At 53.4% G+C, this 16,696-nt stretch carries 8 protein-coding genes; 2 read left to right on the forward strand and 6 right to left on the reverse strand.

Annotated elements, in window-relative coordinates; all coding sequences use genetic code 11:
• The first annotated feature begins 189 nt into the window (after positions 1–189).
• Positions 190–2,115 carry an MAC/perforin domain-containing protein gene (locus tag ACMTA2_RS29240; RefSeq protein WP_413792865.1) on the forward strand — a complete coding sequence of 642 codons (1,926 nt, stop codon included), beginning with the start codon at positions 190–192 and terminating at the stop codon, positions 2,113–2,115.
• A 170-nt stretch (positions 2,116–2,285) separates the two neighbouring features.
• On the forward strand, positions 2,286–3,146 hold the full coding sequence (locus ACMTA2_RS29245) for a hypothetical protein (RefSeq protein WP_413792866.1): 861 nt from the start codon (positions 2,286–2,288) through the stop codon (positions 3,144–3,146).
• A gap of 646 nt (positions 3,147–3,792) precedes the next feature.
• Here the strand turns inward: ACMTA2_RS29245 and ACMTA2_RS29250 are convergent.
• The 6 genes from ACMTA2_RS29250 to ACMTA2_RS29275 form a co-directional block, all read right to left on the reverse strand.
• Positions 3,793–4,677, reverse strand: a complete 885-nt coding sequence (locus tag ACMTA2_RS29250) for a hypothetical protein (protein ID WP_413792867.1) — start codon at positions 4,675–4,677, stop codon at positions 3,793–3,795.
• An 874-nt stretch (positions 4,678–5,551) separates the two neighbouring features.
• Positions 5,552–7,606, reverse strand: coding sequence for a protease Lon-related BREX system protein BrxL (gene brxL, locus ACMTA2_RS29255; RefSeq protein WP_413792868.1), 2,055 nt, complete (start codon positions 7,604–7,606; stop codon positions 5,552–5,554).
• On the reverse strand, positions 7,590–10,211 hold the full coding sequence (gene pglZ, locus ACMTA2_RS29260; protein WP_413792869.1) for a BREX-1 system phosphatase PglZ type A: 2,622 nt from the start codon (positions 10,209–10,211) through the stop codon (positions 7,590–7,592). Before pglZ ends, brxL begins: the two co-directional genes overlap by 17 nt.
• Positions 10,212–10,666: 455 nt before the next feature.
• On the reverse strand, positions 10,667–14,308 hold the full coding sequence (gene pglX / locus ACMTA2_RS29265; RefSeq protein WP_413792870.1) for a BREX-1 system adenine-specific DNA-methyltransferase PglX: 3,642 nt from the start codon (positions 14,306–14,308) through the stop codon (positions 10,667–10,669).
• Positions 14,305–14,928 carry a hypothetical protein gene (locus ACMTA2_RS29270; RefSeq protein ID WP_413792871.1) on the reverse strand — a complete coding sequence of 208 codons (624 nt, stop codon included), beginning with the start codon at positions 14,926–14,928 and terminating at the stop codon, positions 14,305–14,307. The genes pglX and ACMTA2_RS29270 overlap by 4 nt, the downstream gene beginning before the upstream one ends.
• 27 nt (positions 14,929–14,955) lie before the next feature.
• Positions 14,956–16,692, reverse strand: a complete 1,737-nt coding sequence (locus tag ACMTA2_RS29275) for a DUF262 domain-containing protein (RefSeq protein ID WP_413792872.1) — start codon at positions 16,690–16,692, stop codon at positions 14,956–14,958.
• Positions 16,693–16,696: the final 4 nt, after the last annotated feature.

Below are 16,696 nucleotides of genomic sequence, written 5' to 3' on the forward strand. Positions count from 1 at the left end.
GACAACGGCAGCCGGTCGAGTGTACTCCTGCGCCTCTCTGCGGGTTAATGAAAAGATGGCATTTGGCCTGATACTGAACTGATACCGGACTGACACCGCTCTGGACTGTCCGGTTATCACGGCCCTCCCGATACTCACTCCCATCAATTGGCACCCAGTTGATACCACCTGAACGATGGGAGAAAGACGATGAACGATGGACTGAAGGGCAACGCAGGCGATGACGTGCGGGATATCGGCGGTTCGCAACTGCTGGGGCGTGGACTGAACCGGCTCGATTGGGCCGGCGATAGCAAGGAATGTCAGAAGGTCGGTGATACCGAGTCGGGCAAACGCGCCATCCCGTACCGGAAAACGTCTTACAACGTGGGGAAAAACGTCACCATGTCCACGGTCGTGGCCAACGACAATTTCTCAACCGAGACGTTTGCCTCCCGCGACGAGTTCGAAAGACATACCCAGACGAGTGTCGAAGCCTCCGGCAAATACGGCGCCTTTTCCGCCGGTTTCAAAGCCACCTTCGGCAGCGAAATCAAGACGCTCGTAGAGCGCGAAGCCGCGCTCTACAGTCACACGGTGCGGTTATGGAAACTGACCCTCGACGTCAGCCCCGCCAATGCGACGGAAGCGTTCAAGAAGCGCATCGACGAGCTGCCCAAGGCCTTCGACCCGAGCAATCCGGCGCCGTTCTTCAATTTCCTGGTGGACTTTGGTGCCGATATCATCAGCGAAGTGACTGTCGGTGGTTCGCTGAACTATGCGATGACTGCACTCAAGAGTTTCCTCAGCCAGACCAACACCCTCGATGCCATGGTCAAGGCCGAATACGGCGCCTTTGTCAGCGGCAGCGCGACCACCTCGATCTCGGAAAAGGTCAAGAAAAACATCGCCCATCGCAACGCCAACCTGACCACCCGGGGCGGCACGCACGCCATCGCGTTCAACACAGTGGACCCGAGCAATTGCAATGCGGAGTTCGGCAAATGGCGCGAATCGCTGCCCGACGACCCGACAGTCGTGGAGTTGGCAATCGCGCCGGTCTATCGCTTCGTCAAGGAAGGCGAGACCCGTACGGCTCTGGAGCAGGCCTACCAGTGGTACACCAGCTACAAGGCGGAAATCGAAGCCAATTGGCAGGAGTCGGTGGTGGTCCTAGGCCGCTCCGGACGGCAAGCCACCTCCAAGGCCGCGGCAACCCGCCCTGCCTTGCGAATGGTGTTCGTCGACAACAAAAGCAAGGAAACCAGCGAAAGCTTCCACTACCCACCCGCCGCGGATGCATCGACCACGGAATTTGAACAGTTCTGGGATGCGCTGGCCCTGCTGCTGAGACAAAAAAGCGGGCAAAAATTGCTGATGGCCACTGAGCGCTGGCCGCGCGACGCACGTTACTACCCGACGTATGCCATGCGTGAAGCCCTGCTGGCCAACGGCGCCAGCGAAGTGTCGCTCGCACGTTGGGACACGCTGACCAAGCACATGCAACCCAACCCGTTGTCCGGCCTGACCTATGTACTGGCAGGGAATGACTTCGAGGTGCCCGGTGTCGATGGACTCATTGCCGGCTTTGGCCAGGCAGGCAAGGACCTCAACCCAACGGTGAAGGTCAAGGCTCGGCTTTCCCACGACTCGTTCGGCAAGGTCAAGTTGGTAAAAACCGCAACGACCGAGGAAGACTCTCGCACCGCGCTGTACATCGTGCGCAACAATACTGGGGATAAACCGGCACTGGCGGTCGATCCGCAAAACCGGACCCGTATCGCCATGCAGACGCCGGACAGGTGCAACCCAGGGCAATTCTGGTACATGCCCGAGCTGGAAAAACCCTACCCGGAAATCAGCCACCCGGTACTGCTGATCAACTACGAGACGGGAACCTGCCTGCAGGGCATGCACGACCAGGGCGACTGCCGGCTCAAGCCCATCGAACCGGGTCGCCAGCAGGATGACGTCATTTGGGACCGGCGCGGCGATGAGGTGTTTCATCTGTTGATGGTCTACTACTGGATGGACGCCTTGTGCCTGACCCAGGTTGAAAAGCGCGCCGCCGTCCGGCCGTGGCGCCAACCTCACGGCATGGACTGGTTGCGTGAGCAGCATCGTCCGTACAGTTGATACCCGACAGTGATATTCCCTGTGGGAGCGAGCTTGCTCGCGATGGCGGCGGCACATTCAACATTGATGCAAGCCGGCCCATCGCTATCGCGAGCAAGCTCGCTCCCACAGGTTCGTCGGGCGATTGAGCGCCCTTCCTCTAGCCTTCTTGCGTGCGTGGTCCCCATCCGATGCAAGTCTTCAACAGTGTTCCCTTTATCGGCGATGGCGTGGAAAAAGCCCTCGATCCCCACCGGTTTCCCTACCTGTTCAACGACCATGGCCTGGCACGACCGAGCGTCCAGGAGCGCGGCCACCTGATCCAGCTCAGCCCCGAGAACCCGGCCCTGTCCCTGGGTACTCGCTACTCCGGCATCAGTTGGAGGGACCGTGAGGTTGCAACGAACAGCGGCTCCTACTGGATCAAGACGTTCGACTTCCACGCCAGCGAAGTGCACTACGCACCGATCTGGGCAACCAAGGAAACGGCGCAAGCCTTCGGCATGACCCTGCTCGGCAACGGCGAATGCCTGCGTTTCGAGTACGACCAACTGATCCTGGGCCAATACACCTACGGCAAATGGGCTGGCCACCAATCTCCCTACCTGGGCCCGGCGCGCCAGCGCGAGCTGCTGACCTACAACCCGACCGACCTCGAATACCACAACTTCCCCCACGCGTTCTTTTCCCGCTACGGACGTTTGCCGCTGGTGATCAGCGTCGCCCGCTGGCGTCCTGCGGCCAGGGAAATTTATCTGGCTGACCTGTGGCTGCGGCCCGGTGATGCACTGGTCCTGCCGCCCAAGCATTACCCCGACATTGCCCCCAGTGACGCCCACGGCATCGAAAACTGGCCGGCCGTCGTGGACCTGCACGGCAACCGAAACTCGGCGCTGGCCTGCTGGTTCGGGGAAGGCGAGGACTGTTTGCTGACGGAGACGATCCTGGCCAATTCGACCTTGATGAATTCTCCCCAGGGCAAACCGCACTATCACGAAGAGAAGACACCCACACGGCATGAGTTACCGGCAAATTACCGACCGTGGGGGTGATAGCACGGCAAGTCAGGCAGAAAAAACTGGATTGGCGGGGGGGATGCAGGCGTTATTGGATCTGGACTTGTGACCAAGACCTGGATCGCGCGGTGTCCTCGATCCACGAACCTGGCCTGCGCCAATAAATGAAAAAGCCCCAAGGGCAGCGTGCGCTTGGGGCCTGTCTTCAAACTTTTGGCGGAGTAGTCTCAACCCGTCAGAATGGTTATGAACACCAGAAAGCCAATAAGTCGGATGGGTGAGTGAGTGAAACGACATATTTTATTGGGTGTTTTACCGACAACGCCTATATAGATAGACAATTATCGTAATGTTTTTCGTACATTTATGCCTCATAACGCTCTCAAAACTTTACAAAAACCGACGACCTTATTTTTTAAGGATGATCTTCTAAGCCTCGCTTAAAACCAGACGAACGGTATCAATCCTCCGAGCACAGAGCGCGAAACGATTCTCATTAAAAAGTCGAATGGCGAGCTTGTGCCGGCGACCTGGACGGCCTCAAGATCACCACGAGGCCTCAATAGTAGTAATCTGCCTCTGATGGAGGGCCGGGCATTCCTTCTACCCTCCGAAGATTGCGGGTCAAGATCCCCCTTACGCTAGTAATCAAGAACTCTTGGCAGAGTGCGGCTGTAGCCAACTAGGGCTGAACTCCCATTTTTTTAGCACAGCGAACCCATCCACTGACCCCACTAAGGTCAATATTACGTATACTTTGAGAATGGAACTGCGGTGTATCGAAGTGCAACAAAACCTTCAACACCAGAGCACCGGGATTGAAGGCAAACATCAAAAGCGGTAACACGAGCGACTTGTGCTTCTCAATTAGCGCCTCAATCCGAATCTGATCATATGCCGGAGCTAACAAGAACGAATCTTCTGAAATGGGCACCAGTAAGCTTGCAACACTGTGAGCAGCAGGATGTGTGTATTGGCAAAGTTCTAAATAGCACTCATATAAACCAGGCAAGTTTGCTTTTTCCAAAGCGCGTATATACTCGGCGGCCTGCTTTGCAGTGTGAGAGGGCGGCGCCACCTCCTGCTTGGACAATTTCCTCGCATGAGAAAAATGTATCAGCTTATTCTCTAGCTCTGTAGCCAACACACTATGTTTTGCCATGAGCTGTAGAGCTGAATTTACATCAGCTCTGCACTCAGCAAGAGTAATAGCTACATTGCCCAGAGCGTCATACGTGTCGGCGGTGGACTCAATAAGTGCTCGAAAGCATGCACAGAAAGGTAAAAATAAACTGTTCGAGTAACATGCGACCATTCCATCTGACCATCGATATGCTCGAATTATGGATGCCGCTGCCGCGAGATGTGCCCTCCCTAGCATTTCCTCCCAATAAACCTTCGTGCCAGATTTCCAGTCGTTCCGCATCAGCGAGTCGAATTCGGTCGGGGGCATGTACGTGTAGGTAGTCGAATCCCCCTCGAAGTCTTCAATTAGTTTCAGCGCGAACCGCATAAATTGCGAACCATCGGCGCCAAATATTTTGTCAATGTAGTTGGTGTCGCTCATATTTATAGAGTCCTAACGAGCAGATAAAGAGACGTCCAGGGTATGCGAACATCCGTCTCAGTGAACCAAACGAATGAATGAACTGCCAGACAGGCAAAGAAACAAATATCTAGTGGTAAATAGTTACTGAATTGAATGAATTGGTTTCACTGGGGAGTCTGCCTAAGGGGATCAGGGACGCCCTCAATGGAATCACCAATCAGGCTCTGGCTCTGTACTCAAATTAATCGACATAACCAGTGCACGGCGGTAATGCAGAGGTGTGGCGTTCAACTCTAAGGACTGTAGTCGTTCGGCTGCACCAACCAGGGTGTCAATCCGCTCGCGGGGCACTGCTATATACGCAACCAACCGTTTCACGCTTGCTGTCATAGACCCTATTCCTTTTGGGGGGGCTATGTCTTGAACCAATTGAGGATCCGCGTAGAGCTGGCACTCAACCTCCGGGTATTTGAAGTTCTCCGGGTAGAGCACTTCGCCCTTCAGAGTCAGGATCAAATTCTCATGATAATGGCCTTCGCCAGCCTTAAAACTATTTGGAAGCGCTAGACTGAATGACCATGAGAACTCCCACCCGGACAATTTGATTTGATAGATAGTACGCTGCGTTTCGAGCCGGGGCCGGCCTCGCCGTGATGTAGATTTTTTCTGGGTTGTACGAGTCATAGAGCCCCCACACATTGCAGAAACCGTGAGTTACACCGCCAAATCACCTCATCCCTGTCAGGTCAGACTCAATCAAGGATCGGAGTGCCTCTACCGACAGATCCTCTACGTAACGCATGATCTGTCGGATAACTGCAGGCTTTGAGCGACACCTTGACCATTTATGAGTGCTGCCTTCAGCGATTTGCAGGGAGGGATGCATCCAAACTCAGCTAACCCCAAGCGCTTTGAAAACCGCATCTACCGGATCGCTATAGAAGCTGGTCTGGAACTTGGCAAACAACTCACCCGGTACGGTAGGGATGTCGATTACGCTGGCCATCGGTAAGAGAATACGCTTTGCTCCCGCATCGAATGCCACTTGCATACACTCGGCCAAGTTCTCCACGGGTATCACGTTTCCGCCAAGGCTCATATCTCCCAACACCACCATTTGTGCTTGAAGCGGCCTCTGCATCAAAGCAGAGCAGTAAGCGACGAAAGCTGCCAAGGTCAGCGCTTTTGGGGCTCCGGTGTTATGAAGCTCCACGACATGTAGGTGGTAATCGTGATCGCCGACTTTTGAAGCAGCACTGACGCGATTGATGTTGGCCTTGAAGTAATCAAAAGCGACCTTGAGTGCTTCTTTTGCAGAAGAACTGCTACCTAGGCCTGACATGTTCAATTTGCCGCTGCCTGCGGTGATTTGGGTTTCCAGACGGTACAGCCCCAGATGGCCATTAGCACCAGTGGATACCAAGTGCATTGCCCCTGGTTTGCCTTGCCCCTCAGGAATCAACCCACCACCGCCCTGCTCTGGCACGCTGATGAAGGTTTCTTCAAGGGTATCAGCATCAATGTACGAGAAGTGCACATCGAAGAATTCCATTCCGCCGATCTTCTTCAGTTGTTCCTTCACCCGCCGCCGGCTTTCTAGGGCGTACTCTAAGCAGCGACGTACCGCTTCGCGGTCATAGTCAGCGCTCGGATGTAGCAGCTTGAGCAGGCCTGACACCGTCCGGCGTACTGCAATCGTGTCGCGTTGATTGAGGTTATTGCCCAGCTTGAAATAACGGTCAATGGCGTCGGCAAAGTTGCGCTTGCGCATCTCGCGCATGAACTCCGCCAGATAGTCTGTGATCAGCCCATAGCGGTTGGTGAAAAACTCGGGGCGCATCTTCGGGACTTCCCAACCTGGGATGTAGGCATGGAAACGGTCAAAAAATGCAGAGTCGATCATCGCACTCGGAAATGGGGCCAGCAGGTGGCTGGTCTTCACCAGGGTTTCGACCGGTTGGTTGATATTTCCGACAAACATCATGCTCGCAGAGGCTGAGATTGAGTCACGGCCACGAGCAAATGAGCCAGAGGCCATGAAGTCCTTCATGATCTGCACCCCGTCTTTGTCCTTGAACGAGATACCCGCTACCTCATCGAAGGCAACCACATCCCACATCCCGACCAAGCCAATCTGCCTACGAGACATGTTGTAGAAGAGGTTGGCGACTGTGGTCTGGCCACCCGACACCAAAATGCTGTTGGGGCTGACTTCCTTGTAGATGTGACTCTTACCTGTACCGCGAGGGCCAAGCTCGCAGCAGTTGTAGTTGTTCTCGACGAAGGCAATCATCCGGGTGAGCAGATGCCATTTCGTGCGCACATTGAAATGAGCAGGCTCCATGCCGGTCGAGCGCAACAACACATCCATCCACTGCTCTTCACTAAAATTCTTACGTGACTCCAGCAGCGCCTCCATGTCCATGTTGGGCATCTGAATTGGCTTGAGGTCATGCACAGTGAAGGGCGAACCTTTCGCGCCCTCTTCGAAGAGGTAGTTCAGCGTTACGATGCACCAGATACCTCCCGCCAGGAGCTTCTCGAACTCCTTGATAAAGCGACTGGGGATCTCGGCATCTTTGACTCCCAGATTCATAAACAGAGCTTGATAGATATCGCGGCGCTCGTTCAGGCTGACTGAAACCTTATCGATGATCTTAAAGCTGCCACGCTCCCGAATCTTGGATTTGACCTTCTCAGCCTCATCTGGGCGCACATAGTTCTCTGCAAGGATGCGCTTTACAGTCTCCAGACCATCAATAATCACCTCTTCGTTGTCTGAGGCGCAATACATGCCGAGCAGATACTCCAGCACATACACAGGAACATTGACGCCTTCCTTCAAGCGCTTGGTCAGATCCTTGCGCACCACCTTGCCAGTGAAATGCTGGTTCAACCGGGCATCTAGGTCGAGCTCTGGGTTGCCGCTGTCAGAAGTCAAAGTCATTGCTAATCGCCAAGTTGATACGCACATCAATGCGGAACTGCTCGACGTCGGTCTCAGTGTCCAGCAGCTTGAAGTAGTAACGTTCGCTCGAAGAGAACGGCCGGTTTAACAGGGTGAGAGTCACTTTTCGCTGACGCTGGTCGAGATTCTGCGAATCGCTGTCCATGGAAACCTGCTCAACAACCGAGACGGCTTCGCCGGCCTCATCAAATAACCCTACGCGCAAAATTGCCGGATGCACACGTTCGGAAACAGGCTCGGTTTGCAACAGATTGAACACATAGCGATTCGTGGTGATGCTGAAATTGTTCCCCAACACCGTGACCTGTGCCTTGCGTATGGCTGTTTCCTTGGCCTTCTGCCCTCTTACCTGTTGCACCTTCAGCACTGGCACAGCTACTTCCTGCAAACTCGCCCCACCATGAATAAACCTTGCCCCACCAACGAAGTGGAAACGACTCACCCCTTTCGGCGACCAGAACATCATGTCATCACTGATGCCTGCCGTGTCTCGAATAAAGCCCGCGTGTACCTGATCACTGCTACCGAGATTGCGACCAATCAGATAGCGCTTCTTCGATACGATACTGCCTACCGGCTTCGCGATTAGCTTGCTCTTATCCAGCGCCTCAAGCGCAGAATCTTGGAACAGAAAACCGTGGTCAGCCGTCACCAGGACGCGATGGCCATTAAGGTTGTTTATAATGCGACTAACGATAGACTCCAGATCTTCGATGGCTTCGCGGCAGGCACTGAAGGTGCTGCTCTCGGTGCTGGAGGAGTCACCGACAGCATCAATTTTATTGTGATAGATGTAGATCACGCGATAGGGCTTGATCAGTACACGCCCATCGGTCTTGTTCATGTTCAAAAAATCTTCGGCTCGCAGGGCTAGGCCATTTACACCCGACAGAATTTTGTTGCGTGACTCCAAACCATCGCTGCTCAGACCATCGACTTGTACCAGGCCAGCATCGGTGTAGCTCAGTGCTTTGTGCGGCAACAAACTGGCCATCCCAAGCTTAGTATACGAAGGCAGCACGCCTAGCTGGCTACTCAGTTCAGAGGAGAAACGATACTTGCCATTGAGCGATTCATTCAGTTCCTGTGCGACCTCATAGCGCAGTGCGTCACTGATCACCACAAACACCCGCCGCTCCTCGCCCCCCTTCAGATAGCGTTCCACATGCTCTGAATAGAAATTCTGTTGATTGGATATCTCGGGTATTTGCCACTGTTGCAGCAAACCCGCGTCAAGGAAATTGCCCCATTTTTGACTCAAGGGTTGCAGAAACCCGTTCAAATAATCCTGCTCAACCCGGGTGGTCAGCGGTGACAGCGCATCAGGACTGCGTGCATACACTGCATCAGCAGCCTCGTGATATGCCCGATACAACTGATCGAAACGATAAAGCTCGCTGATATAAGCGCTGTAACACGCCTCAGCCGAGGCAAAGGAAAAGCCGCCTGCGTAGCGCAACCTCAGCTCGAATAGCTCGGAAGCAGCAATCAGCGCACGGTAGTAGCCGCACCAGATAGAGCGATTGGCATCATCGTTATCTGGCCAGCGTGGGTTTGCCCAGTAGCCATCCATTCGCTTACTAGCCATATCACGCAATTGCTGGCCTACAGCTTCGCTGGTGTTATTGAGCACAGCATCCCGGAGCCGCTCAGCAATAAGCCGCTCAACATCAACAAACGTGCCGACCGCCATTAACGCCTCTAGTGGCACCTGCGCTAACAGATCCGATGGACGCAAATCAGTAGCAATACGCTTCGATAACCGATCATAGGAATGTTGACGCAGGGTGCTATCGCGCCATTGAGACAAGAATACAGCAACATTCGCAGCACGCGCCGGGTTCAACTGAAGAGCTTTGAGGTTGGCCGGAACCTGAGCATGCAAAGCATGTCCCATATCGGTGGCGAACAACCGCACCAAAAAATGCCGCAGTGTCGGTTCGCTATACTGATAGCCAAATGCTTTTTGCATCAGTTGCCAAAAAACTGGTTGCATGTCGAATTTGGTAATTGACTCCCACAGCTGGTTATTCTCCAGATCCTCAGCTTCGGCCAAGGTCGCAAAAATGGCTGTAAGCACGGCAAACAGCTCGGCTTGTTCAGCCTTAACCAGCACAGCGAGAATCTTCAGATCCAGTGCCGCTTCATCGTCATCGGGACTGAGTAGGCGATGAATCCGAGTCACTCGCTCTTTACTGGCGAAGAACGCCCTACGCACCTTCAAGTGCTCACGTAAGCTGTGCTGACGCAGCCCCAGTTCCTGCAACAGCATGGAAGTGCGATCTGCTGCAAATGGCGCGGCATAGAGACGGATATCCAACAACCAGTCCTGTTCAGGTTCAGGACAGATGCTGTCTTCATAAATGAGGAAAAGACCTGCAGGATCAAGCACCTCGACTTGCTGCTTGATTGCCAACGCCGGCGTCGCAGACCGCCGTATAATCTGGACGTCTTGCAGCGTCAGAGCTTCTAGGGTTTCGCTGAACTCTCCTTGCGGATCCTCCCACCAAACCACTCGGCTGCCGGAAAACTGCTGTTGCAGGCTGTCGATGATTCTTTCGAGTTGCGCGGATAGCTCAGACATCAATCACCGCCCCCAGCGGTTAAAACCTAAAAAGCACTTATGGAGCGCCTTCCATCAAAGAAATGAATCACTCTGACTCACCACCATCGGGCAGTCAAAGCGCGTCTCGAAAACTTAGCCTTCCTGGAAAAAATGCCATAGGCCGCCTCGAATTGTGGTCGTAACGAACCAAAAACCGACGGCATCAACTATTTCTCAAACTGCTGGCGCATCAGCAGACCCTGCTCGGCTTGCGTCAGCGCTATCCCCAGTATGGCTGCTCGCATGCATAGCCCAGCAAATGCCGCTCGCACAGCCTACTCTATGTCGAGTAAGTCCTTGAGCAAGACCGGTCTATCGCGCCAGTTCAGCCATTCACAGCGGCCAAGCTGCTAGCCTGACAGACTGACGTGCAAATGGAGCAAAGGCTCTACCCCTTTGGCAGTAAAGCCCCCTCGTAGCCCATTATTCTATATTTAATCTTCTTTTCCGCCGGTAATGACCTTAACGTCTGCGAGCAAATCACCAAATTTCCCGTAGTTAATCTTGACTCCATCATCTAGGTCGAGAGTGATCCGTTGGTCGGCGAAGGGGCGCAGAGTTTCGTCGAAGCGGCGGAGTTCTTCGAGTTGCTTGGCGAGCTTAACTTTACGCTTTTGCAGGGCTTTTTGTTGGATGCTGCTGGTGGCGCTGTCGATATCGTCGGTGAGCTTATCGATACGGGCCTGCATGCGGCTCTGCAGCGGCACGACGTACTCCATGCGCATACGTGAGAGCGTGCCCTCGTTGTAGCGGTGCAGGTAAACTAAGCACTCGAAAGCCTTTTGCTTGCCGCTGGAGAACAGCCAATAGATTGGGCGCTTCTTGTAGGTTTGCAGGTGATCTTTGTAGAAGCTGGTGGACAGGTAGCGGCGGATGGCTTCGTCGGCGGACTCACCAGCCTTACGGCCAAGGCTATCAGCCAGCCACTCCATATTTTCCACTTGGGCTTCTGCCCCCCAGACCACCTTGACAAACTCACGCATGCGCTCGGCAGCATCGTCCTCAAACCAGGACTCATCAGTGATAGGGATGATGCCATCGGCATCCGTCGGGAACCTGCTATAACGCGAGGTATCCAAGCCGATATTACCGCTCTGAGCGTAGATCAAGCCTGGTTCGTCGAGACTGTAACGGCCCATCATGCAGCCGATGGCGTAAGAAACGAGCAGACCTGAAAACTCCACCTCAGATAGGCTATTCAAAGTAATCTCCGAGTCATCAACAGACTCGGACATATCTCCACTTAGCCCATACTCACTTATTAAGATCCTATTTATTTCTTCTTCGACCCCTTTCAAGCTTTCTCGTTTCGCCAGGCTTTTTTTCATAAAATCACTAACAAAGTCACCAAGTCCGAGCGCAGCAGGCATACTGAGAAATTCGCCTGTGAACTCTGGCGAGCACTCTAGATTTGCGTGGTCTTCTCTAGAAATCTCGACAGCCTTTTCGACAAGAATACCAAGCTGAGCCTTAGCCTCTCGTCCTATAGCATATGGCACAGATTTTATATCACCAACCTGAAAGGTAGATGAAGGATTCAACATTGCCATATAGGAGCGCAATACCTTACTATTTAATAGTCCCAGTAAAGATAGTAAATCCTCGGAAGCCGGGAAACCGGACGAACCCTTAACATCGAATATCGCTCCAGCCGGAGAGTAACGTGCAGCAAAAGTATCCTCACCAAACTTATTCTTGAAGGTTATATCACCCCAGGTTATACACTCTCTAAAATAATATGGAATATTTTTAATGGTTCTTGTCGGGGAGCCATAAAGTGAGGTAGCGAATGCAAGCAAATCACGCCCACCCTCTTCCCAATTAACGACATGCTCGTTATTACCGAACCAACGCCTTGCCGCTCCGCCTTTATTGTAGGGAAACCACATGCAACAAGACATTAATGCTTCTTCAGCACTTGTTGCATTTCTTAAAACCCTAGACTGGTCTACCTCCCACCATAGTCTCAAAAATAAATCATTTTTTGAGGTAGCCATGCCCTGCCTTGGACTAAGAGTATCTTCCAAGGATCTTTCGGCCTTGAATGTCTCTGTTTGTGCGGGAGAGACCCAGTAAGCAAATCTGCACCCAGGGAATTTTAAATAGTCAGAATTGCTATATAAACAAAACCTGTCACCCCCACCCAAAATCACTGACTTCTTATCGTTCTCACCGCCCGCATGAGCCTTTATAAATAGTGGCCTCATGTTGCCTAGCGATTGTTTGAGAGCGGAAAACGCTACAACTTGTACCTTTTGACCAGAAATCTCTGTGAAAGCTCGACTACCAAGATCCGCCGCCCCCATGAGAGAATATTTATTAACAAACTTTAATCTCAAGTCTTCATATGAACTTAAAAACATCCAACTTGTCATTGTGACCATACTAACAACCGAGCTATGTTTACCGTACTGAATCCCTTTTTCAATGAACATCGCAAACATGTCAGCCTTGGAAGCTGGAAACTCATTTTTTGCGAAGTTCTTAAGGACAAGATTCATACCTTTTGCCCCCATATACGGCGGATTCGCCACCACTGCATCGTATTGGAGAGCCTGCAAGCTAGCCGGCCAAGCAAACTGCTCCAGCACCTGACTGGCATAGCTGCGGGACAGGTCATCCCCCTGATTACGAACACAGTCAAGCAGGTCAACGATTTTTGCCAGTTTCACCTTGAGAGGCTCTGGCACACTTATCAGCGAGCCATAGGTCTTTCCATGCTCAAACAACTTAATCAGCTGGCGCAGGTCGAGTACAGTCAGCCCCGAACTATGCTGAGTTTCCAGCTGAGCACCGCCGAATAGCTGCCCAGAGTGGAAAGCATCACCACCTTCGATCTGGATAGCGGCATTGAGGATGACTCTAGCCATTTCCTCATCCGGCAGACCCGCGCTTTGCTGAATGGCCATGACGTTGAGATGCGGTGGATTTCCCTGATCATCGAACAGCCGACGATCATCGTCACGAGCCTTCATCAACAGTGCAAAACCAGCAAGCTGAGCTGCGCGGTCGTCGATATCTAGGCCATAGAGGTTCTTTTGCAGGATCAGCCGAGGAATCTCGCGTAGGCGATAGCCGCGCTCCTCATAGATGGCGCGCAGCAGGTTGTAGGCTTCCACCAGTATATGACCAGAACCGCAGGCTGGATCGAGCACGGTCAGCGACTCAGGATTGAGCGTGCCTCCATCCTCATCCACCCGTACCTTGATTAGTGCATCGAGCTGGGCCTGGACTTCAGGAGTTTGCTCCGCGGGCTCAATGTAATACGGCATTTTTTCTTTCAAGCTGGAGCCGGGGTTGGCCATCAGCCAGAGGCGACCAAGGCTGTTCTGCACCAAGTACTGAACGATCCAGTTAGGAGTGAACAACTGGGTGGCGGCGGGAATATCCTCGCTCTTGACCACCTTCCCCGTCACCTCTTCCTTCTTGTCACTGATATAGAACTGGTACAGCCAGCCAATAACCTCCACTTCTTGCCAGTCAGCTTCTTCGATTTCGCGGATCAGGTTTGCAATGGGCGAGTCGGTACGCAGGAGGTTGTCCGGGAGCAGCAGCTCAGTGGCATCGTCTAGCGCCTCGAAGAGGAAAGGCATATTACGGTGAAGCTCATGGCACTGAGCGAGGAGGATCTCGCGGTACAACGCTTCATCCTGATTACCTGCTGTTTTCAGGCGAATAACTTCCTCTTTGTCCAAGCCTGGCAGATCTAGGTGCTGAACGTGATCGAGAATCTCCGGCTGTTGGCCTTGCGGGTGGCTGAGCACACGGTAGCCGTGGCTCAGGTAGCCCTTTAGCTCCATAAAGCGGATGGCTACCAGGCGGTTGAACCAGGTGTAAGCCAGCGCCTCTATCACAGCATTAAAGCCCTGTTGCTGAATACGTCGAGCCAGCTCAGAGCGCTGATTGGCTACGCTGGCCGGGAACGGCTGGCCACCAATCAGCAATACGTCGCCCGTTTGTTCGACGCTGACCGACATTGCCGGATCAAGCCCCAGACGACGGGCACGCAGGGTAACGGCCTCAATAAAGTCGAGACGGGCCTGAGGGGCGTATTTCTTGAGTGCAGAGCGGTTCATGCCTGTTCCTTAGGAGACGACCTGACCTTGCGGGGCTTGAGCGCACGGCCATACATCATTAGGTATTTGTCGAATTCAGTTTCTGGGCGTTGAAATCGTTTGCTCGCCTCACGCAGGAAGTGCTTGAGCTGGACGATATCGCACCAGGTGGATGGTTTTTTCTTGGCGTACGGGATTTGCCGCAGATGATTCATGGCGCGGAAATTATGCTGATCGATGATCGGCACCTGTAGCGGATGGATCAGGTGAGTCAGGTAGGCGCTGGTGATATAGCGCAGCCTACCCAAACGCTTATCCCACCATTGAAAAGTGGCTTCGGGGGTGAATTGATCACCAGCAGATAACGCCCAGCCTCGAAAAACAGGCCACAGACTCTCGATCTCGCTGATTAAGGACTTTTGCTTGGAGGGAAAATCGTCCTTGCCCCAGTGCCCCCACTTCCACAGCAGCGCTGCCAATAGATCCACCTTCTCTGCCAACGCAGAGAAGGTGTTCTTGAAGGTCTCATAATCGAGTGCGGGGTACTTTTTGAAGCTGTAGAGCTCAAGGTGTGAGGTATAGGTTGTCTTTACCTCATCGGTAATTCGCTGCCAGTCGGTAGCCTTTAGCGGCTCTTCCATGATGGCATTTCTCCTCGGCAAATATGGCTACTGAAGGGCTGAAACGATTCGGGCCCTTAGCGCCTTACGACGCTGTTCATAAAACGCCGGGAACTCCGCCAGCGCATCTGGGAGATCGGTGATTTCAAGACCCGCCAGATACTGCTGGCGCGCGAGGGCATCTGGTTTGAACTGGGCGTACCAGTCATGTGGCATCTTCTGGCGCTTTTGGTTGTTGATGCTGCCTTCGAGCAACTGGAGATTAGCCAGACGGTTAGCCTTTTCCGCAACCTCTGCTACCAACTCTTCCGGGATACCTGCTTTACGCAGCTGAGGCTTGGTGAAACGAGCCTGCGGGTAAATATGGTCTACATGGAAGTGCCTGGACAAGTCGAAGCCTGGGAAGATCAGCGAGAGCAAGGCAAATGTTCGCTTGTCGCCATAGGGAAGCTCGACCAACTCGTCCAACTCGTCCTCCGTGAAGGAAAGCGTCTTACCGCGCGCAGACATCACGCTTTCGATCTGAGATACAGGGAAGCCTGTCTGCGCATGGGTTCGAATCTGCTCACGCAAAGCAGTCAGCAGGGTGTCCAGACCACTGCCCCAGATCCCCGAAGCCTTAAGCAGACTGCGAATCAGCCACGTACGCACATTTTCACGATCCTGAGCATACTCAACGCGGGACAAATAGCCCTCCCCAGGTTGGCGGGCGAACAGGTAATAAGCGATGGGTAACAGGGCACTGTCGGCACGTAGGTTCTGGCTGTTGAAACCAAAGCTGGCCAGCAACCGAACCGACAGCAGCAATGCCTCGCGTATGCGTGACCAGTTTTCCTCCAGCAATGCCATGTTGGCCTTGTTGAAGTTTTCCACCTTGAAGCCGACGCTGCCAATGTCCGACAACATCAAACCGGCTTTGAGCACTAGGTCTTTACTGAAGTTGAACTGGTCACCCTCTTTGTTCATCTGGTCGACGAGCTGATGAATCTCCTGCCGCGCATCAAGCTTCGACCACTGCGCCACAGCAATGGACAGCAATAGATCCGAGTAGGAAAGCGGTGTACCGCCACTGTTCATACGAATGAAGATATTCAGGACACGCCCAAGATCCTGCTCTGCTTCTTCGTAGTAGCTAATCAGCTCTTTGTGGTGAACGGTGCGGAAAAGATGGCGGAGGACTTTCTTCGCGTGCCGGCGCTGTTCACCACTGAGATCAAGCTCGTCCAAGCTGTCGATCAGATCATCCTCGCTCTCGAGCAGGACGCGACTAACGCGAAGCCACAGTTGGCCTTCTACCGTTAGTTCCGTAGCGGTCTCAGTGAGAAACTCAAAACGGTACTCGGAGCCGGTTTCCACATCAGGCTCGCCCAGCAGATCCAGGTAAAGATGACGCGTCGGGAAGGCATCATTGCTCGACCACCATTTGCCTGGCAGCTTCCAGGCGTAGGAGCCACGCAGGCCAATGTTAAGCGCCGTCATACGCTGCTGGCCGTCGAGCACGGCGACGAGATCCCGCTCGGGGAGGGCTTTCAGCAGAGCGCAGTGATAGTTGTCGCGCTCATGGTAGTCACGGACAAAATCATAAAACTGGTACTCCTGGCGCTTCTCCGGTGCGATACGCCAGAACAGGAAAGTGCCGAAGGGGTAGCCCTGCATGAGACTGTCGAACAACCGGCAGATCTGCTCTGGCCACCAAACGAATTCACGCTGAATCGCCGGCAGGATGTACTCCTGCGAAGCAACCTTGTTCAACAGTTGCTTGATGGTACCGCCTGGTTTGTACATGGCT

This window comes from Pseudomonas medicaginis, from assembly GCF_965119365.1.
GTDB lineage: Bacteria > Pseudomonadota > Gammaproteobacteria > Pseudomonadales > Pseudomonadaceae > Aquipseudomonas.

Bases quoted from the DNA above. Each gene is read 5' to 3' on its own strand.
- ACMTA2_RS29240 (WP_413792865.1), top strand. From the start codon at position 190: ATGAACGATGGACTGAAGGGCAACGCAGGCGATGACGTGCGGGATATC.
- pglX (WP_413792870.1), bottom strand. From the start codon at position 14,308: ATGAACCGCTCTGCACTCAAGAAATACGCCCCTCAGGCCCGTCTCGAC.
- ACMTA2_RS29245 (WP_413792866.1), top strand. From the start codon at position 2,286: ATGCAAGTCTTCAACAGTGTTCCCTTTATCGGCGATGGCGTGGAAAAA.
- brxL (WP_413792868.1), bottom strand. From the start codon at position 7,606: ATGACTTTGACTTCTGACAGCGGCAACCCAGAGCTCGACCTAGATGCC.
- ACMTA2_RS29270 (WP_413792871.1), bottom strand. From the start codon at position 14,928: ATGGAAGAGCCGCTAAAGGCTACCGACTGGCAGCGAATTACCGATGAG.
- ACMTA2_RS29250 (WP_413792867.1), bottom strand. From the start codon at position 4,677: ATGAGCGACACCAACTACATTGACAAAATATTTGGCGCCGATGGTTCG.
- pglZ (WP_413792869.1), bottom strand. From the start codon at position 10,211: ATGTCTGAGCTATCCGCGCAACTCGAAAGAATCATCGACAGCCTGCAA.
- ACMTA2_RS29275 (WP_413792872.1), bottom strand. From the start codon at position 16,692: ATGTACAAACCAGGCGGTACCATCAAGCAACTGTTGAACAAGGTTGCT.